Origin of the sequence: Pseudomonas sp. B20(2017), from assembly GCF_002113125.1 — a bacterium.
Lineage (GTDB): Bacteria > Pseudomonadota > Gammaproteobacteria > Pseudomonadales > Pseudomonadaceae > Aquipseudomonas.
In genome coordinates this window covers 111,498-128,844 of record NZ_NEJP01000011.1, presented here as the reverse complement: position 1 = coordinate 128,844, position 17,347 = coordinate 111,498, and the positions used below count along the sequence as shown (strand labels likewise).

At 62.0% G+C, this 17,347-nt stretch carries 19 protein-coding genes; 8 read left to right on the top strand and 11 right to left on the bottom strand.

Going from position 1 to position 17,347, the window contains the following annotated elements; genetic code table 11:
* The 6 genes from CAF63_RS17360 to CAF63_RS17335 all read right to left on the bottom strand — a co-directional run bounded on the left by CAF63_RS17360 (position 1) and on the right by CAF63_RS17335 (position 5,275).
* A complete protein-coding gene (locus tag CAF63_RS17360) occupies positions 1 to 792 on the bottom strand; it encodes a transporter substrate-binding domain-containing protein (protein ID WP_178081299.1) in 792 nt (263 codons plus the stop codon).
* Between the two features lie 59 nt (positions 793 to 851).
* Positions 852 to 1,715, bottom strand: coding sequence for a copper homeostasis membrane protein CopD (copD, locus tag CAF63_RS17355; protein WP_085686734.1), 864 nt, complete (start codon positions 1,713 to 1,715; stop codon positions 852 to 854).
* 3 nt (positions 1,716 to 1,718) lie between these two features.
* Positions 1,719 to 2,093, bottom strand: coding sequence for a copper homeostasis periplasmic binding protein CopC (gene copC, locus CAF63_RS17350; RefSeq protein WP_085686732.1), 375 nt, complete (start codon positions 2,091 to 2,093; stop codon positions 1,719 to 1,721).
* Positions 2,094 to 2,124: 31 nt separating this feature from the next.
* Complete coding sequence (locus CAF63_RS17345) at positions 2,125 to 2,982, bottom strand: copper resistance protein B (RefSeq protein ID WP_085686730.1); 858 nt, start codon at positions 2,980 to 2,982, stop codon at positions 2,125 to 2,127.
* An 11-nt stretch (positions 2,983 to 2,993) separates the two neighbouring features.
* Positions 2,994 to 4,697: a copper resistance system multicopper oxidase gene (locus tag CAF63_RS17340; protein ID WP_085686728.1), complete on the bottom strand. Its 1,704-nt coding sequence runs from the start codon at positions 4,695 to 4,697 to the stop codon at positions 2,994 to 2,996.
* 95 nt (positions 4,698 to 4,792) lie between these two features.
* Positions 4,793 to 5,275: a hypothetical protein gene (locus tag CAF63_RS17335; RefSeq protein ID WP_085686726.1), complete on the bottom strand. Its 483-nt coding sequence runs from the start codon at positions 5,273 to 5,275 to the stop codon at positions 4,793 to 4,795.
* A gap of 165 nt (positions 5,276 to 5,440) precedes the next feature.
* On the opposite strand from CAF63_RS17335, the gene CAF63_RS17330 reads away from it, so the two are divergent.
* From CAF63_RS17330 to CAF63_RS17315, 4 genes are all read left to right on the top strand, one after another.
* Positions 5,441 to 6,100 carry a ribonuclease T2 gene (locus CAF63_RS17330; protein WP_085608249.1) on the top strand — a complete coding sequence of 220 codons (660 nt, stop codon included), beginning with the start codon at positions 5,441 to 5,443 and terminating at the stop codon, positions 6,098 to 6,100.
* A 140-nt stretch (positions 6,101 to 6,240) separates the two neighbouring features.
* Complete coding sequence (locus CAF63_RS17325; protein ID WP_011335137.1) at positions 6,241 to 6,738, top strand: PAAR domain-containing protein; 498 nt, start codon at positions 6,241 to 6,243, stop codon at positions 6,736 to 6,738.
* 3 nt (positions 6,739 to 6,741) lie between these two features.
* Positions 6,742 to 7,470, top strand: coding sequence for an alpha/beta hydrolase (locus tag CAF63_RS17320; protein WP_085686724.1), 729 nt, complete (start codon positions 6,742 to 6,744; stop codon positions 7,468 to 7,470).
* A 1-nt stretch (position 7,471) separates the two neighbouring features.
* Positions 7,472 to 7,993, top strand: a complete 522-nt coding sequence (locus CAF63_RS17315; RefSeq protein ID WP_085686722.1) for a hypothetical protein — start codon at positions 7,472 to 7,474, stop codon at positions 7,991 to 7,993.
* A gap of 20 nt (positions 7,994 to 8,013) precedes the next feature.
* Here the strand turns inward: CAF63_RS17315 and CAF63_RS17310 are convergent, their stop codons facing one another.
* Complete coding sequence (locus CAF63_RS17310) at positions 8,014 to 8,871, bottom strand: LysR substrate-binding domain-containing protein (protein ID WP_085613159.1); 858 nt, start codon at positions 8,869 to 8,871, stop codon at positions 8,014 to 8,016.
* A gap of 110 nt (positions 8,872 to 8,981) precedes the next feature.
* On the opposite strand from CAF63_RS17310, the gene CAF63_RS17305 reads away from it, so the two are divergent.
* The 3 genes from CAF63_RS17305 (at position 8,982) to CAF63_RS17295 (ending at position 12,237) form a co-directional block, all read left to right on the top strand.
* Entirely contained in the window at positions 8,982 to 9,686 is a 705-nt protein-coding gene (locus CAF63_RS17305) for a haloacid dehalogenase type II (RefSeq protein ID WP_085686720.1), read from the top strand.
* A 16-nt stretch (positions 9,687 to 9,702) separates the two neighbouring features.
* Positions 9,703 to 10,476: an aldolase gene (locus CAF63_RS17300; protein ID WP_085686718.1), complete on the top strand. Its 774-nt coding sequence runs from the start codon at positions 9,703 to 9,705 to the stop codon at positions 10,474 to 10,476.
* 189 nt (positions 10,477 to 10,665) lie between these two features.
* Positions 10,666 to 12,237 carry a GGDEF domain-containing protein gene (locus CAF63_RS17295; protein WP_085686716.1) on the top strand — a complete coding sequence of 524 codons (1,572 nt, stop codon included), beginning with the start codon at positions 10,666 to 10,668 and terminating at the stop codon, positions 12,235 to 12,237.
* A gap of 61 nt (positions 12,238 to 12,298) precedes the next feature.
* On the opposite strand, the gene CAF63_RS17290 is transcribed toward CAF63_RS17295, so the two are convergent.
* The 4 genes from CAF63_RS17290 to CAF63_RS17275 form a co-directional block, all read right to left on the bottom strand.
* The gene (locus tag CAF63_RS17290; RefSeq protein WP_085686714.1) at positions 12,299 to 12,589 is read right to left on the bottom strand and encodes a hypothetical protein; all 291 of its coding nucleotides are present in this window, start codon (positions 12,587 to 12,589) and stop codon (positions 12,299 to 12,301) included.
* Between the two features lie 77 nt (positions 12,590 to 12,666).
* Positions 12,667 to 15,096 carry a TonB-dependent receptor gene (locus CAF63_RS17285; RefSeq protein ID WP_085686712.1) on the bottom strand — a complete coding sequence of 810 codons (2,430 nt, stop codon included), beginning with the start codon at positions 15,094 to 15,096 and terminating at the stop codon, positions 12,667 to 12,669.
* Positions 15,097 to 15,195: 99 nt separating this feature from the next.
* Complete coding sequence (locus CAF63_RS17280) at positions 15,196 to 16,155, bottom strand: FecR domain-containing protein (RefSeq protein ID WP_085686710.1); 960 nt, start codon at positions 16,153 to 16,155, stop codon at positions 15,196 to 15,198.
* Entirely contained in the window at positions 16,155 to 16,661 is a 507-nt protein-coding gene (locus CAF63_RS17275; RefSeq protein WP_085686708.1) for a sigma-70 family RNA polymerase sigma factor, read from the bottom strand. The genes CAF63_RS17280 and CAF63_RS17275 overlap by 1 nt, the downstream gene beginning before the upstream one ends.
* Positions 16,662 to 16,902: 241 nt before the next feature.
* Between CAF63_RS17275 and CAF63_RS17270 the strand changes: the two genes are divergently transcribed.
* A complete protein-coding gene (locus CAF63_RS17270; protein ID WP_085686706.1) occupies positions 16,903 to 17,343 on the top strand; it encodes a carboxymuconolactone decarboxylase family protein in 441 nt (146 codons plus the stop codon).
* The last annotated feature ends 4 nt before the right edge of the window (positions 17,344 to 17,347 follow it).

Genomic DNA, 17,347 nt, shown 5'->3' with positions numbered 1-17,347 from the left:
TCACTGAGCCGCGGGTACGGCGATCCATTCGCTCAGGACTTTCTGGTATTTGCCGGTGACTTTGCTCAGGTGCAGCCACTGGTCGACGTAGAGTTTCCAGCTGATGTCGTCGCGCGGCAGCAGGTAGGCTTTTTCGCCGTATTGCATGAACTGGCTCGGGTTGACGGCGCACAGGCCGGGTTTGAGTTTTTGTTGGTAGAGGGCTTCGGAGGCGTCGGTGATCATCACGTCGGCCTTGTTGTCGAGCAGTTGCTCGAAGATGGTCACGTTGTCGTGCAACGCCAGTTGCGCCTTGGGCAGGAAGGCGTGGACGAAGGCTTCGTTGGTGCCGCCGGCGGGTTCGACCAGGCGCACGTTGGGCTGGTTGATCTGCTCAATGGTCTGGTATTTGGACTGGTCGGCGCAGCGCACCAGCGGGATCTTGCCGTCGACGTCGAGGGTGTTGCTGAAGAAGGCTTTTTTCTGGCGTTCGAGGGTCACCGAAATGCCGCCGACGCCGATGTCGCACTTGCCGGCCTGCATGTCCGGCATCAGGGTTTTCCAGGTGGTCTGTACCCATTCGACCTTGACGCCGAGGCTGTCGGCCAGGGATTGCGCCATGGCAATGTCGATGCCTTCGAATCCGCCGTCCGGGCGTTTGAAGGTGTAGGGCTTGTAGTCGCCGGTGGTGCAAACGCGCAACTGGCCCTGTTGCTGAATGGTATCGAGGTGCGAGGCCGGCTCTTGTGCCTGAGCGGCGCCGGCCATGGCCAGCAGGCCGCAGAAGATCATCGTGCTTTTTGGAATTGTCATTGTGATCGGGCTTGTGCAGTGGGAGTGCGGGCCAGTGTAGTGAATGGGTTTGCCGGGTGTCACCCCGGTTCCGGGCTCAATGTACCCAGCCACGCCACCAGTCCCACGATCAGAAGCGCAATCATCAGCTCCAGTGCCACGCTGCGGCGCAAGGCGTTGGCCGCCACTTGATGCTGCCCCGCGCGCAAAGATTGCTCGAGCAACGGCCCGAGGTGGAAGCGGTTCAACGCGGCCAGCACCAGCATGCCCCCGAACAACACAACCTTGATCGCCAGCAGAATCCCGTAGGTGCCGAGCAGGACTTCGCCCAGTGACGGGCCGACAATGAACAGGTAATTCGCCACGCCGGTGACCGACAGGATGAGCACAATTGCCGCGCCGACGCCTTCGAAGCGTTTGACGGAATCCGCCAGCGAACGAATGCGCGCCTCGCTGCACAGTGCGTCGAGCCGCGCCATCAAGATCAACGCGAGCATGGCGCCTAACCACGCACCCGCCGCGAGCAAGTGCAGGATGTCGCTGAGCAGATGCCACGCGTTATCCATCGCGCCGTGTCCGCTCCAGGCCAGGGAGGCGAGGGCGACGGCGCCGGCCATCGATGCCAGCCACAATCCCGGCCAGATCATCACGACGATCAGCGTAATCATCCGCAGCGCCCACGCCAGCCCGACGTCGGTTTCCAGCACCATCATTTGCAGATGCGGCCACAGCGCCGCGAACTCCGTTTCGCCACTCATGGCGCGGGTCATCAGCACCAGTCCCGCCACTGACAGCAGCGCCCCGATCAACGCCATCCCGCGCAGCATCGGCCGAAACCGCAGCACCGCTTCAACGCTGTACAGCCCGAACAACGCGAGCCCGAACAACAGCAGCAAATCCACATACAACGCCAGACGCAGGAGGATGTTGATCAGTTCAGCCATCGCTCACTTCACTTTGAACGTGACGTTGCCGGTGATCGGGTGCGTGTCCGACGATACTGCGCGCCATTCGACCTTGTAGCTGCCGGCGGGCAGAGGCGAGAGCGGGGTGACGAGCATGGTTTTCGGGTCGCTGCCGGCGCTGACTTTGGCCTTCATCGGCATCGGCGAGTGGGCCATGCCGGGCATTTCGGTCATCACCAGTTTGGCGCCGGAGAACTGGGTCAGCAGATCCTCCGAAAACCGCAGTTCGATCTTGCCGGGCGCCGCGCCGTCGGCACCTTCGGCCGGGGTCGACGACAGCAGTTTCGGATGGGCCTGGGCCAGGGTGCTCAGGAGCAGACCGCCGGCGAAGACGAGGGAGATTTTCAATGTGCGCATGCAAGACCTCGGTGTTGTTTTTTGATGGGATTCAGAACCACAGCCGCACGCCGAGGACGAGTCGCGCTTCGCTGCGATCCTCGCCTTCTTCCCGTGCGTAATCGGCGGTGTGGCCGTAGGTGCGGTTCCAGGTCACGCCGATGTAGGGCGCGAATTCGCGGCGGATTTCATAGCGCAGGCGCAGTCCGGCTTCGGTGTTCGCGAGGCCCGAGCCGATCCCGCGTTGCGGGTCGTTTTTGCCGTAGACGTTGAGTTCGGCGGTGGGCTGCAGGATCAGGCGATTGGTCAGCAGGATGTCGTAGTCGCCCTCCAGCCGCAGCGCGCTCTGGCCGTTTTCGCCGATGAAGGCCGTGGCTTCGGCTTCGAAGTTGTACAGCGCCATGCCCTGCAGGCCGAACGCGGCCCAGGTTTGTGGAGCGCCGGGTTTGAAGTCCTGGCGCACGCCGCTGACCACGTCCCACCACGGCGAAATCGCGTGGCCCCACAGCGCCTGGATTTCCGCATCTTCGGTCTTGCCGTTGCTGCGTTCGCCCTCGGAGCGCAGCCAAAGCCGATCGATGTCGCCGCCGATCCAGCCGGACAAGTCCCAGGCCAGAGTGCTGGCGTCGTCGGCGTCCTGCCATTCGAGTTTGTCGGCGAGGAAGTACGTGTTGATGGCGCTGTCGTGGACCTGATGTCCGGCGTGGCTGGTGAACACGGCGGCGCGGTCGGCGTCGGTCAGCGCCGGAATCGGCGTGCGGCTTTCGGTCGGCGCGGCGGGCTGCATCATGCCCTCGTCCATGCTTTGCAGATCGCCCATCCGGCTGTGATCCATGCCCTGCATGTCGCTGGCGGCGAAGGCCTGGGCCATCGACAGGAGTGACAACGAAAACGCGGCAAATCGAGTCATGGTCGGCGTCCTCATTCTTCCACCCGCACTTCGCGGAACATGCCCATTTCCATGTGGTACAGGAGATGGCAGTGATAGGCCCAACGGCCGAGCGCATCGGCGGTGACGCGGTAGCTGCGGCGGGAGCCGGGCGGCATGTCGATGGTGTGTTTGCGCACCTGGAAATTGCCGTTTTCGTCTTCCAGATCGCTCCACATGCCGTGCAGGTGAATGGGGTGGGTCATCATCGTGTCGTTGACCAGCACCAGGCGGATGCGCTCGCCGTACTTCAAACGCAGGGGCTCGGCGTCGGAGAACTTGATGCCGTTGAATGACCAGGCGAATTTCTCCATGTGGCCGGTGAGGTGCAGCTCGAGGGTGCGGCTCGGGTCGCGGCCGTCCGGGTCTTCGAACGTGCTGCGCAGGTCGGCGTAGGTCAGCACGCGGCGGCCGTTGTTGCGCAGGCCGAGGCCGGGGTCGTCGAGTTTCGCGGCGGTGGTCATGGCTTGCATGTCCACCAGCGGATTGTCCTTTCCGCTGTCGGGGTGCGACTGCATCGGGCCCATGTTCATGCTGGCGTGGTCCATGCCGCTCATGTCCATCGAGCCATGATCCATGCCGCCCATGCCCATGTCGTCCATGGTCACCAGCGGTCGCGGGTCCAGCGCCGGCACCGGGGCCGACAAACCGGCGCGGGCGGCGAGGGTGCCTCGGGCGTAACCGGTGCGGTCCATGGCCTGGGCGAACAGGGTGTAGGCGTCGGCGGCGGGCTCGACGATCACGTCATAGGTTTCCGCCACGGCGATGCGCAACTCGTCGACGCTGACCGGTTTGACGTTCAGGCCGTCGGCGGCGACCACGGTCATTTTCAAGCCGGGGATGCGCACGTCGAAGTAGGTCATGGCCGAGCCGTTGATCAGCCGCAGCCGCAGCTTTTCGCCGGGGCGGAACAGACCGGTCCAGTTGTTATCCGGGGCGTGGCCGTTCATCAGGAAGGTGTACGTGGCGCCGCTGACGTCGGCGATGTCGGTGGGATTCATCTTCATCTGCGCCCACATCGTGCGATCGGCGACGGTGGCGCCCCAGCCTTTTTCGCCGACGTCGTGGATGAAATCGCCGACGGTGCGTTTGTGGAAGTTGTAGTAGTCGGACTGCTTTTTCAGGGTCTTCATCAGGCTGGCCGGGTCTTCGTCGGACCAGTCGCTGAGCATCACCACGTAGTCGCGGTCGTACTGGAACGGCTCCGGTTCCCGGGCGTCGATCACCAGCGGCCCGTAGACGCCGGCCTGTTCCTGCAAGCCGGAATGGCTGTGATACCAGTAGGTGCCGTGCTGGCGAACCTTGAACTGGTAGACGTACACGCCGCCCGGCTCGATGCCCTTGAAACTCAGGCCCGGCACGCCGTCCATGTTGGCCGGCAGCAGAATGCCGTGCCAATGGATCGATGTGTCTGCCTTGAGCCGGTTGCGCACCCGCAACGTCACCGTGTCGCCTTCACGCCAGCGCAGCAGCGGGCCGGGCAGGCTGCCGTTGATGGTCATCGCGGTGCGGGGCTGGCCGGTGAAGTTGACCGGGGTTTCGCCGATGAACAGCTCGAAGTCGGTGCCGCTTAACTCGTTCACCTGGCCGGGGCTGTTCAAGGCCCAGACCGGCGTGCGCCACAGGCCGAGGCCGCCGAGCAGACCGCTGGCGGCGAGGCCTTTGACGAAAGTGCGTCTTGAGGTGGTGGAAGGCATGCGCTGGAAGTCCCCGTTTGACCAATGACGGGGAGCCTAACCAGCGGCAGCTTTCAGCTGGCTGAGGGGCGGATTACAGTTTTGTCAGGTCCGGCCTACAGACCGAGCCCTTCCTGGACTACCAACAGCAGGTTGTTTTCCGTCAACGCAATCGCATCCAGTTGTTGCCCGGTCTCGATGGTCTGCAACCACCAGTGACTTTCGCCGTGTTCGTCGACGGTGCGCAGCAGCGAGGTTTCCTTGCCCGGCAGGTTGATCTGCACGCGCCCGGCGCCGTCTTCGGTGAAACGGGCGATGGGATCGAACGTCAGGCTGTGGTGGTTGGCTTCGATGATCAACTGGTCGATGGCGTAGTCGTGGGTCTCGCCATCCGGCGAACTTTCGCAAACATGAGTAGGATTGCGCCGAATCTTCAGGCCTACCTCGGTGACCGGTTGCAACCAGCCCTCGATACGGTGATACAAGGCGTAGACCTGAGCCGGCCAGCAATCGATTTCCAGGTCGGCGCAGGTGATTTCGTCAGCATGGGTGTGCCGGGTTTGTTTGAGTTTCGCGGCGAGTTCGTCTGCTTTACTCATGTCGGTTCCCTGTGGTGATTTCAACTTCATCGTAGTCCTTTCAAAGTAATGCAGGTTTTGCCCTGCGTCATGCGCTTGCAACACGGGCATGACTCAATCAGCGTCTGACCAAGTGATGGTCAGGCCACAGAAACCACGGACGCACGCGTCCCAAGGAGCGGGAACATGAAAAAGCTTTTTACAATTATGGCGCTGATTGCGCTGACGGTCGGTAGCATCGGCCTGAGTTCGGCACGCCAGTCGTCCGCCAGCAAGGCGGAATCGGTGGCGGGGGTATTCGATTACTACCTGCTGACGTTGTCCTGGTCGCCGACCTTTTGCCTGACCCACAAGGACGACCCTCAATGCACCGGCAAGGGCTACGGTTTTGTCCTGCATGGCCTGTGGCCGCAATACGCCAAGGGCGGCTGGCCTGAATCCTGCCCGCCACTGACCAACCTGTCGGCTGCCGAAACGGCCAAAGGCCTGACGCTGTTCCCGACCAAAAAACTGCTCGATCACGAATGGAGCAAGCACGGCACCTGCAGCGGCCTCGGCGCGATGGGTTATCTGGACGAAGCGGACAAAGCCGTGGCCGCGGTAAAAATCCCGGAAGAGCTGCAACCATTCAGTAGCTCTTATTACTTCGAAGCGCAGGAAATTGCCGACCTGTTCCGCAGGAGCAATCCGGGCATCCCCTCAGACGGCATCGCCGTCATCTGCAACGGCCCGGAACTCTCGGAAGTGCGCGTGTGCATGGGCAAGGACCTGCAATTCGGCGCCTGCGGCAAGGGCGTGAAAACCCAGTGCCGGGCGGGGGACATTCGAGTGCCGCCGTCGCGTTGACCGGAGCGGTTACCGGTCATAAAAAACAGGCGCCTTTTCAGGCGCCTGTTTTTTTTTGCAATCGGGTTTGATCAATGGAAGGACTTTGTTCATGCTGCGCGCCCCACGGATGATGACGCGATACTGCAAGGAGCTTTTTCATGAGCGGAAAACCCGCTGCCCGAGTGACCGACCCGACCGCTTGCCCATTGCCGGGGCATGGCACCAACCCGATTGTCAGCGGTTCACCGAATGTGAATTTCGACGGGCTGCCCGCTGCGCGAATGACCGACAAGTCGGCGTGCGGCAGTCCGATTACCGGTGGCGTTGCCTCGACGGTTTTTATCAATGGCCTGAACGCCGCCACCCTGGACAGTACCGGTGGGCATGGGAATGTGGTCATCGGTGGATCTGGCACCGTGATCATCGGCGATACCGTGGTGAACGCCCCTTTCAGCGGCCTGCTGCCAATGCCGGTGCACTTCACCGACAAGTTGCAGTTGGTGAACGACACGACCGGCGAACCGATGCCGAATCATCCGTACATGATTCAGCGCGCGGACGGTCGGATGGAGCACGGCGTGTCTGACGCCGCCGGTTTTACCCACACGATCAGTTCGCACCTTCCGGAAACCATCAAACTGTTTCTGGAGGAATGAGGCATGGGTGCGGAAACGGTCACGTGCGAGAAAGGCAACAATTACAAGCTGCACAAGGAACATACGCTGACGGACAAGAAGGATGTCAGTGTGAAGGCTGTTCCGGTGGAGAGTACCAAGGCGGTTGTTTTTTTTATCGGCGGGGCGGGTGACAAGGAGAGCTATTACTTTTCCGGCCCCTTTGAAAACGTTAACCAAGCTAAATCTGGCTTTGATGATCGAAACGGTAAGCTGGAAAAAGAGGGCAAGTATAAATCCGAGTGGCTTGGGTACAACGAGGTTCGGGGGAAGAAGGATATTCAGAAATATGTTCTGAACCTGATTCCTTATAAATCCTGCCCTATCTATATAGTGGGCCATAGTTTGGGTGGATGGAACGGAGCCCACTTGACCCGTGTCATGTCTGAGTGGGGATACAGGATCAATATGTTGGTAACGCTGGATCCTGTGGGGGAGGGCACTCTGGTGTGGCTGGGATCTGATATATACGGAGAGAAACCGACGCCGGTGGCCGATTATTGGATCAATATCAAAGCCACACCCTCGAGGCCCGATCAGTCCGATTCGGTAGCCGACTTTGGAGAGAAGTGGCAAGTGGTCAGTGGACCCAATGTCAATGTGAATATGGATACGAACCACGCCAATGCCCAAGCGATGTTCACCAGGCCCATCGCTCAGGGAAAGTCAGCCAGTGACCTTATGTTTGAAGCTATCAACAAGGACGTTTGCTGATATGAAAAACGCTCTTTTACTTCTACTGATTACCTTGTGTTCAGCCTGCGCTAAAAACCATACGGTCCAGCCTGCAAATCTCAATTTTCTGGCGATAGAGAGAAAGCCCAACGGCCTGTATTACGAAATTTACTACGGCTCTGATGTAAATCTTTTGGATCTGTTTGGGAGAGGAATGAGGGAAGGCGCCGCTTCGACAACTCTGAAATGTGCGCTGGGTGACGATCAGGACTTCTCTATCACTAACCGCTTCAGGTATTCGGCGTACGGACTGATTGATGTAGATGAGGCCAACAAGGCAGGTGGGAAATACAACTACGTGACGAGTGCAACTTTAAGGCAGACCGTAAATAACGGTTCAACTCAGGAATTTCTTTCAACTCAGGAGTTGAATGGCCTGTTGTCCGGAAAGCTCCAGGTCCCCTGCAAAGTCGTCATTACCGCTTGGGGCTACAAACCCTACTACTCAAACACCATGAGCCTCCCGGTCGCAGACCTGCTGCGCGAAGTCAACAAGCCCTGAGCTCAGCGCCATTTGGGGGATCAAGCAAATCCCCCCGCATCCACCCCCAATTCCCCCCGCAGAAACTCCACCAACCCTCGCTGCAATCCACTCAACACCCCTTCGCGGCTGACCAGCGCCAGCTCCGTCGGCGGCAATGGTGGCAAGTCCGTGCACACCCGATGCTCCGGCAACACCGCCGACGCCGGCAGCACCGAAACCCCGAGCCCGGAGGCCACCGCCGCTTGAATGCCGGTCAGGCTGTGGCTGCCGAAGGCCACACGCCATGGGCGTTGCGCCACGTCGAGCAGGCGGATTGCCCGTTGTCGGTACAGGCAGCCCTGGGGAAACAATGCCAGCGGTAACACGCCACTGGATGAGTCGAACTCAGCACCCTTGACCCAAACCAGTCGTTCCGGCCAGGTCGCCCAGGCCGGGCCGCTGTCGGGTTCGCGTTTGATCAGGGCGATGTCGATTTCTCCGCTGTCGAGGCGTTGGCGCAAGTCGAGGCTCATGCCGCTGACGGTTTCCAGCCGCGCTTGCGGGTGGCTGCGGGTAAAACCCGCGAGGATCAGCGCCATACGCCGGGCGTCGAAATCTTCCGGCATACCGATGCGCAGGATCTCCAGATCCAGGTCGCTGGCCAGTGCTTCGCTGGCCTCGGCGGACAAGGCCAGCAGGCGGCGGGCGTAGTGGATCAGCAGTTCGCCGTGCTCGGTGACGCTGACGTTCAGCCCGGTGCGGTCGCGCAACAGCAGGGCGTGGCCGACCAGGTCTTCGAGTTTGCGCACCTGTTGGCTGACCGTGGATTGGGTGCGGTGGACGCGTTCGGCGGCGCGGGTGAAGCTGCCTTCATCGACCACGCAGACGAAGGTTTTCAGCAGTTCCAGATCCAGCATGGCGGCGGTCTCGATATTTGCTTGGCAACTGACGGTTGGCTATTTATTTAATTTCACACTATCACCCCAAGTTCATAAGCTGAAGCCCTCACTTGCAGAGGAATGCCCCCATGACCTTGATCAACACACCGCGCCCGCAATGGCTGACCTTCGATTGCTACGGCACCTTGATTCAATGGGACGAAGGCCTGCGCGCCGTGGCCGAACGGATCCTGAGCGAGAAGGGCGAGCACCGGGTTGACGCCGGGCGCCTGATCAAGGTCTACGACCGCCACGAACATCGCCTGGAACAGACGCCGCCGCACCGCTCGTTTCGCGAGCTGAGCACCCTCGGCCTGCAACTGGCCCTGGAAGAACTGGGCCTGGCGAGTGCCAGCGAAGACAGTCAGCGTCTGGCCACCGCGATCCCGCAGATGCCGCCGTTTCCCGAAGTCGTCGAGACCCTCGCGCAGCTCAAGGCCAAGGGTTTCAAGCTGTGCATCGTCTCCAACACCGATGACGACATCATCGCCGGCAACGTCGCTCAACTCGGTGGTCACATCGACCGGGTGATCACCGCGCAACAGGCCGGCGCCTACAAACCGGCGCCGAGGCTGTTCGACTACGCTCATGAGCAATTGGGCGTCAGCCGCGATCAGGTGGTGCACATCTGCGCCAGCCCGATGCTCGACCACACGGCGGCCCGCGACATGCATTTTCGCTGCGTATGGATCGATCGCGGGACCGGTCGTCAGTTGCTGCCGGACTATCGGCCCGACGCCATCCTCAACACGTTGGACGAAGTGCTCCCGCTGTTCGCGTCCCTCGGCTGGTAATAAAAGGAGTTTCGCTATGGCCCATATCCTTACCGGCAGCGCCCGACCCGCGCATTTCGGCTCGTTGAACCTCGACAGCGAAGCCATCATCACCGCCCGCCAAGAGCTGGCGGCGTGCTTTCAACTGGCGGCGCTGCACGGGCTGGAGGAGGGGATCTGCAATCACTTTTCGGCAATGTTGCCGGGACACGATGACCTGTTTCTGGTCAATCCCTACGGCTATGCGTTTTCCGAAGTGACGGCGCACAACCTGCTGGTCTGCGACTTCGACGGCAACGTGGTGGACGGCGAGGGCCAGCCGGAGGCCACTGCTTTCTATATTCACGCGCGCCTGCACCAGCGGCTGCCTCGGGTGAAAGTCGCGTTCCACACCCACATGCCGAACGCGACCGCGTTGTGCCTGCTGGAAGGGCCGCCGCTGTTGTGGTTGAGTCAGACCGCGCTGAAGTTCTACGGGCGCACGGCGGTGGACGAGCATTACAACGGGCTGGCGCTGGACGAGCGTGAAGGCGACCGGATCGCCGGAGTCATGGGCGAGGCCGACATTCTGTTCCTGAAAAATCACGGGGTGATTGTCGCGGCGCCGACCATCGCCGAAGCATGGGACGATCTGTATTACCTGGAGCGTGCCGCCCAAGTACAACTGCTGGCGATGGCCACGCAACGGGTGTTGAAACCGGTGCCGCACGCGGTTGCGCAACGGGCGTACGAGCAGATGCGCGAGGGCGATCCGGAAAGTGCGCGGGCGCATCTGCACAGTGCGATGCGGCGGTTGGCCCGTCAGGGCTGATGCGGGCAAAAAACGGGCAGGCAAAAATAATTCGCGCGGCAGGTCATCCAATTGCCCTGCGCGCCGATAGCAACAGGGTCGGGATTGTCGCGGTGGCACTTGGTTGCCCCACACAACCCGGTGGGCTACGCTCACAAAAAACAAGGGTTTCGGGCCTTTGCCCCTGTCGTACCTGCCCAGGACACGCTTTTGCCTATCCCCATTCACGATCCGCACCAGGCCCCCGGCGGCACCCTCAAGCGTTTGCCCCTGCGCAAGGCGGCGGTGTTGTTCATCGTTGCGGTGTGTCTGAGCCTGTCCGGTTTGCTGTATTTGCAGATCGAGCAGTCGCGGCGCCAGGATCTGGCGACCGCGCAGATGTCGTCGGCGAACCTGACCCGGGCCATGGCGCAGCAGGCCGAAGACACCTTTCAGGCGGCTGATCTGGTCATGACCAGCCTCGTCGACTGGATTCAGGACGATGGCTACGGCACGACGCAGAAGCCGCGTCTGCAGAAAACCTTCGCCCGACGGGTGCAGCAACTGGAGCAGTTGCACGGGCTGTTTCTGTTCGATCGCGATGGTCAGTGGGTGATTACCTCGTTCCCGGATCTGCCGCGCGGCAACGGCGTGGCGGATCGCGAGTACTTCAAGTTTCACCAGCAGAACGTGTCGAGCGTGGCGCATATCGGCCCGGCGATCCGCAGCCGTGAGAACGGCGAGTGGATCATCCCGATCTCGAAACGGGTGAACGACCATGCCGGCAACTTCCAGGGCGTGTTGCTGGCCGGGATCAAGATGTCCTACTTCGACCAGTTCTTCAAAAGCTTCAGCCTGGACGACAACGGCACCATGTTCCTCGGCCTGACCGACGGCACCTTGCTCGCCCGTCGGCCGTTCGACGAGTCTCTGATCGGCACCTCGCTGGCCAAGGGCGAGATCTACGGGAAGCTGCTGCCCAATGCCTCTGCTGGCACGGCGATGATCGATTCAGTGGTCGACGGCGTGACGCGCCTTTACGGTTACCGGCAGCTGGAAAGTTATCCGCTGGTGGTGGCCGCCTCTTCGTCGCGGGACACGATTCTTCAGGGCTGGCATGACCGGGCGTTCCAGTCCAGCGTGATCGTGGCGCTGGTGATGCTCGGCGTGGGGCTGTTCGGCTGGGTGTTCATTCATCAGGTGCGCGATGGCGAGCGGATCGAGAAAAACCTGCGCAAGGCCCAGCGGGCGCTGGAGCAGATCGCCACCCACGACAGTTTGACCGGGCTGGCCAACCGGCGCCTGTTCGAGCGTTCGCTGGAGGTAGAGTTTGCCCGGGGCGCACGGCAGTCGAGTCCGGTCAGCCTGATCATGCTCGATATCGATTTTTTCAAAAGCTACAACGACGCCTACGGCCATGTGGCCGGCGACCATTGCCTGACGCAGGTCGCGCAGGTGGTGAAAAACTGCTGCCAGCGCAAATCCGATCTGGCGGTACGCTATGGCGGTGAAGAGTTCGCGGTGTTGCTGCCGGACACCGACATCAACGGCGCGTTGGCAATTGCCGGGCAGATTCGCCGCAGCGTCATGGACAAACACATCACCCACAGCGGCTCGCCCACCGGTTATCTCACGGTGAGCCTGGGCTGCTATTCCTTCATTCCGCTGGGCAACGACAGCCCGGAGCTGTTCATCCAGCGTGCCGATGCGGCGCTGTATCAGGCCAAGAACGCCGGCCGCAATCGCGCGGCCGTGTTGTCGATGGACGTCGGCCTCGGCGAATTGCTGCGCTCGGATCGCTGACAAAAAACCAATCGGGTTCAGCCACAGGCCATGGTCTTCACCATGACCTGCTCTTGTTCGTTCAGCCGCCCGTGCCACCGCCGGCACCGCCCGTACCGCCACCGGCCGAACCGGTACCACCTCCAGCTCCCGAGCCCGAACCGCTGGCGCCGCCATTGGTGCCGGTGCCGCCACCCGCACCGCTGCCGCCGGACGGCGAGCCCGGTGTGTTGTCGGGCGGCATTTGTGAACCACTGGTGGAGCCGGATTTGGTGCCCGTGGCATCGGCGCCGTCGTTGGCCGCGAACGTGGCGGCCGAACCGCTGGCCAGCAGGCCGATCAGCAACAGCGAGGTGAGTTTGCGCGTCATCATGGTCTGTCTCCGGAAAGGGGATCACCTGATATTGGTCAGACGCGCCGAACCCTTGGTGCCGGCCGGATGACGAGCGGTCAGAAGTCCACGGTGGCCGAAACCTTCAGCGTACGCGGCGTGCCCTGAGTCAGGTAACCGCCGTTGGCCGAAGCCCAATAGGCTTCGTTGGCGACGTTCTCCAGATTGGCCCGCAGGGTGATCTGCTTTTCATCCAGTTTGAAGGCATAGCGTGAGCCGAGGTCGAAGCGGTTCCACGCCGGAATGCTCTGGGTGTTCGCCGCGTTCAGGTACTGACCGCCAGTGCGCAACATCCGCGCGCTGAGGGCGGCGCCTTCGAGGCCCGGAACGTCCCAGTCGGCACCGAGGTTGAACTGGAAGCGCGGTACCCCGACGGCGCGGTTGCCGTCATTCACGCCGTTGCTGCTGCCTTCCAGTTCAGTCTTCATCACGGTCGCGCCGCTGAGCAGGCGCAGGCCGTCGAGTGGTTCGCCGTAGACGTTGAGTTCCACGCCTTTGTTGGTCTGCTGGCCGTCGACCCGGAAGATCCCGTCCTGGGTGTAGCTCGACGGTTGCTCGATGCGATAGACGCCGAGGTTGGCGCCGTAGCTGCCCATGTCCAGCCGCACGCCGGCCTCGATCTGTTTGCTGCGCACCGGGGCGAAGGTTTCGTCGCGGTTGATTGCCGTGGTCGGCGGCGTCGGGCCCTTGGCCAGGCCTTCGATGCGGTTGGCGTAGAACGACACGTGTTCCCACGGCTTGATCACCAGGCCGTAGACCGGGGTGGTGATCGATTCTTCATAGCTGGAGGTGCGGGCGCCGGTGGCGGTGCTCCAGCCGTCGACTTTCAGTGCCTGGCGGCGCACGCCGAGGGTCAGCAGGATGCGGTCATCGACGAAACCGAGGGTGTCGGAAATCGCCTCGCTGCGCAGGATGTTCTTGCCGGTGATGCGCGGGTCGTTGATGTCGCTGGCAAACGAGGTTGGCGTCGGGCGCGGTTTGTCGGTGACGTTGTACAGGTTGGTGCTGTAGCGCCCGGCCGCGCCGATGGTTTCGAACGCCGAGCGTTGCTCGCCCCAGATGCCCGCCCAGCCGAGGTTCAACTGGTGCGTGACGGGGCCGGTGTCGAAGCGGCCGTTGAGCCCGGCCATTGCGCTTTTATTGTCTTCATCGTGTGGCGAATAGAGCATGCCGCCACGGGCGTTGCCGTTGAGGTCGGTGACGGTCAGCGACGAGTACACGCCGTTTTCGCGGGTGTGCTTGGCGCCGCCGGACACGTAGGCGGTCCAGTTGTCGTTGAGGTCGTATTCGGCGCGGGCCATGCCGAAGGTGTCTTCGAGTTGTGAGTAGCTCCAACTCTGGGCGTAGCTGGCGTTGGCGTGCGGCACCTTGGGGGCTTTTGTCAGGCTCGAATCGACATAGATCACCGAGCGCCCCTGATTGATCACCTGCTTCTGATAACCGAAATCGGTCGAGACCCGCAGGCGATCGCCGCGATAGTCCAGGCCGACGCTGAACAGCGACGAGCGCTGATCTTCGTCATCGACGGCGGTGTCGCCTTCGCGCTGCATCAGGTTGACCCGCGCGCCAAAGCGGTTGTCTTCGCCGAAGCGCTGGCCCAGATCCAGATGCCCGCCGACCCGGCCGTCGGCGCTGTAGTCGAGGGTGACGCTGCGCGTTGGCGTGTCCATCGCGCGTTTGGGTTGCAGGTTGATCCCGCCACCGATGCCGCTGCCGCTCGGGGTCACGCCGTTGACGAAGGCGTTCGGGCCCTTGAACAGTTCGACCCGGTCCAGCGCCTCGACGGCGATGATCTGCCGGGGCAGCACGCCATAAAGGCCGTTATAGGAAATGTCATCAGAGGCCAGCGGCAAGCCGCGGATCATGAACATTTGCGAGAAGTTGCCGAAGCCGTTGGACTGGCGCACCGAGGCATCGTTGAGCAACACATCGCCGACGGTTTGCGCCTGCTGATCGGCCATGGTCTTGGCGGTGTAACTGGTGACGCTGAAGGGCAGGTCGTTGACCTCCTGGTTGCCGAGCATGCCGATCTGCGCGCGGCGCGCGACCTGCTCGCCGCCGTAGGTATCGCCGCTGTCGTCGCGCAGGGCGCTGACGTTGGTGGCGCCCAGTTCCAGCGCACCGTCCGCCACAACTTTCGGGGCGACGGTATAACCGTTGTGGCCGGTGCTGATCAGCTCGAAACCGCTGCCTTCCAGTAACCGGGCAAAACCGCTCTGCGCGGTGTAACTGCCTTGCAGGCCGGGGCTCTGGCGATTGCCCAGTTGCGCCGGATCGAACGACAGCGGCACACCGACGCTGACCGCAAATTGCGCCAGCACATGGCTGAGCAGGCCGGGGCCGATGTTGACGCTGCGGCTGGCGCTTTCACTGACGCTGTCGGCGGCGTGGGCGGCGGTCGGCAGCAGTGCGCTGAAGGCCAGGGCCAGGCTCAGGTTCAGGGCTTTGAGCGCAAACGTGGCGGGACGGGGCGATGGCATTGCGGTCATTCGGTGTTCCTGTCGGGGGCGTGGAATTGAAAGGTCTATCCACTCACCGGACGAGTCGCGAAAAGGTATCAGCAAATATTGAAAATATTTTCCGAGGGCTCAGACACGCGGTTCCACCGACAGCCAATAGCGGGTCAGGCTGTTGATGTTCAGCGGCAGGGTGTCGCTGAGCAGACGCAGGCTGGCGTCGGTGTCGCGCAGGGAAAACGCTCCGGACACGCGCATCGCCGCCACGTCCGGATGGCAGCGCAGCACGCCCCGGCGATAGCGGCTCAGTTCGCCGAGCAATTCGTCCAGACGCATGTTGCTGGCCAGCAGCATGCCTTTGTCCCAGGCAAGGGACGCGGTGTCGAAGGTTTCGGCGCTGTCGAAGCCGTTGAGCTTGAAGCGCTGCCGCTCGCCGGCCTTGAGAGTCGCACTTTGTGTGAGCAATTGCGGGGTGATCTGAACCTGGCCGTCGAGCACCGACACCTGACTGCGCGAACCCTCGGTGCGCACGCAGAATCGCGTGCCCAGCGCGCGGGCTGCACCTTGCGGCGTTTCGACAATGAACGGACGAGCGCTGGCGTCTGCGGCGGTGTTGATCAGCACTTCGCCGTTGAGCAGCAGGACGCGACGCTCCACCGGGCTGAAAGCGATGTCCACGGCGCTGTCGGTGTTGAGCACCAATTGCGTGCCGTCCGGCAATTGCAGGTTCTTTTGTTCGCCCACGGCGGTGCGCTGGTCGGCGGTCCATTGCTGCCACGGCACATGTTGCGAGGCGATGCCCAGCGGCCCGGCCATCAACAGCAAGCCGAGGCGGGTGAGGGTCTGGCGACGGCTCAGGCCTTCCTTGCGGGACGCGCGTTTCAAGGTCTGGATCGCGACGTTGGCCGGCACGCTGCGCAAATCCCCCAGCAGGGCTTCGGCCCGTTGCCAGGCGATGGCGTGCTCGGCGCTGCGGGTGCGCCATTGGGCGATGGCCTGATGATCGGACGGGGTCGCGGTGCCGGAATGCAGTTGCACCAGCCAGTCGGCGGCTTCGCCGAGAATCTGCGGATTGATCATCGACGAATTCATCAGGCGACACTCAGGCAGGCAATGAACGCGGCACGCATGTGCCGTTTGACGGTAATCAGCGAAACATTCAGGCGCGTGGCGATTTGCGCGTAGGTCAGGCCTTCGATCTGCGACAACAGGAAGGTCTCGCGGGTCTGCTCCGGCAGTTCGCGCAGCAGCGCTTCGATGCGCCACAGGGTTTCCAGAATCAGGTAGCGGGTTTCCGGCGACGGCACTTCGGCGGCGGGCAGGTGCGCGATGGTGTCCAGATATGCACGCTCGAGGTCCTGACGCCGCCAGCGGTCGATCACCAGACCCTTGGCGATGTGCGTCAGCAGTGCTCGAGGCTCGTTGCCCAGCGGTTTGATCACCTGACGGGTAAGCAGTCGCAGGAACGTATCGTGCGCCAGGTCGGCCGCATCGCAGCGATTGCCCAACTTGCGCTGCAGCCAGCCCTGCAGCCACCCGTGGTGTTCGCTGTAGAGCGTCTGGACTTGCTGATTCAACGGCTGATCGAGGGACGACATGAAGGGCAGATACTCGTTTCGGGCGTCCGTTGCCAGGGGGTGCGGTCGTGAGTGCGAAAACTGTGCAATTAAGAATTGATCGCATTCTAGTGGCACAGAACGAGCGCTGGCAATTGTCCTTCAACACTTTCTTTTCTAACGCCAATGCAATGGCCTACCCGACTTCCTGGAGATTGGCTATTTGCCTGACCCGGCCCCGGGACTAACGTAGCCACACATTCACTTGCCCCGGAGATCCCCGATGAAACCTCGTATCGATTTCTACACCGCGTCCCCAGATGCCCTGAAAGCGATGATCGCCATGGAAACCGCTGTCTCCAAACTACCGTTGGAAAAGACCCTGATCGAACTGGTCAAGCTGCGTGCTTCGCAGATCAACGCCTGCGCGTTCTGCATCGACATGCACACCGCCGACGCGATCAAGGGCGGCGAAACCCCGCGCCGGTTGTTCGCCGTGACCGCATGGCGTGAAGCGCCGTTCTTCACCGAGCGTGAACGCGCTGCGCTGCTGTGGACCGAAACCCTGACCCAACTGAGTCTGACCCACGCCCCTGACGAAGACTATGAAGTGGTCGCCGCTCAGTTCTCGCCCAAAGAAATGGTCGACCTGAGCGTCGCGATCAGCACCATCAACAGCTGGAACCGTCTGGCCGTGGGCTTCCGTAAAACCCCGCAAGCCTGATCGA

Coding starts and splice junctions, on each gene's coding strand:
- CAF63_RS17360 (WP_178081299.1), bottom strand. CDS start 792: ATGACAATTCCAAAAAGCACGATGATCTTCTGCGGCCTGCTGGCCATG.
- copD (WP_085686734.1), bottom strand. CDS start 1,715: ATGGCTGAACTGATCAACATCCTCCTGCGTCTGGCGTTGTATGTGGAT.
- copC (WP_085686732.1), bottom strand. CDS start 2,093: ATGCGCACATTGAAAATCTCCCTCGTCTTCGCCGGCGGTCTGCTCCTG.
- CAF63_RS17345 (WP_085686730.1), bottom strand. CDS start 2,982: ATGACTCGATTTGCCGCGTTTTCGTTGTCACTCCTGTCGATGGCCCAG.
- CAF63_RS17340 (WP_085686728.1), bottom strand. CDS start 4,697: ATGCCTTCCACCACCTCAAGACGCACTTTCGTCAAAGGCCTCGCCGCC.
- CAF63_RS17335 (WP_085686726.1), bottom strand. CDS start 5,275: ATGAGTAAAGCAGACGAACTCGCCGCGAAACTCAAACAAACCCGGCAC.
- CAF63_RS17330 (WP_085608249.1), top strand. CDS start 5,441: ATGAAAAAGCTTTTTACAATTATGGCGCTGATTGCGCTGACGGTCGGT.
- CAF63_RS17325 (WP_011335137.1), top strand. CDS start 6,241: ATGAGCGGAAAACCCGCTGCCCGAGTGACCGACCCGACCGCTTGCCCA.
- CAF63_RS17320 (WP_085686724.1), top strand. CDS start 6,742: ATGGGTGCGGAAACGGTCACGTGCGAGAAAGGCAACAATTACAAGCTG.
- CAF63_RS17315 (WP_085686722.1), top strand. CDS start 7,472: ATGAAAAACGCTCTTTTACTTCTACTGATTACCTTGTGTTCAGCCTGC.
- CAF63_RS17310 (WP_085613159.1), bottom strand. CDS start 8,871: ATGCTGGATCTGGAACTGCTGAAAACCTTCGTCTGCGTGGTCGATGAA.
- CAF63_RS17305 (WP_085686720.1), top strand. CDS start 8,982: ATGACCTTGATCAACACACCGCGCCCGCAATGGCTGACCTTCGATTGC.
- CAF63_RS17300 (WP_085686718.1), top strand. CDS start 9,703: ATGGCCCATATCCTTACCGGCAGCGCCCGACCCGCGCATTTCGGCTCG.
- CAF63_RS17290 (WP_085686714.1), bottom strand. CDS start 12,589: ATGATGACGCGCAAACTCACCTCGCTGTTGCTGATCGGCCTGCTGGCC.
- CAF63_RS17285 (WP_085686712.1), bottom strand. CDS start 15,096: ATGACCGCAATGCCATCGCCCCGTCCCGCCACGTTTGCGCTCAAAGCC.
- CAF63_RS17280 (WP_085686710.1), bottom strand. CDS start 16,155: ATGAATTCGTCGATGATCAATCCGCAGATTCTCGGCGAAGCCGCCGAC.
- CAF63_RS17275 (WP_085686708.1), bottom strand. CDS start 16,661: ATGTCGTCCCTCGATCAGCCGTTGAATCAGCAAGTCCAGACGCTCTAC.
- CAF63_RS17270 (WP_085686706.1), top strand. CDS start 16,903: ATGAAACCTCGTATCGATTTCTACACCGCGTCCCCAGATGCCCTGAAA.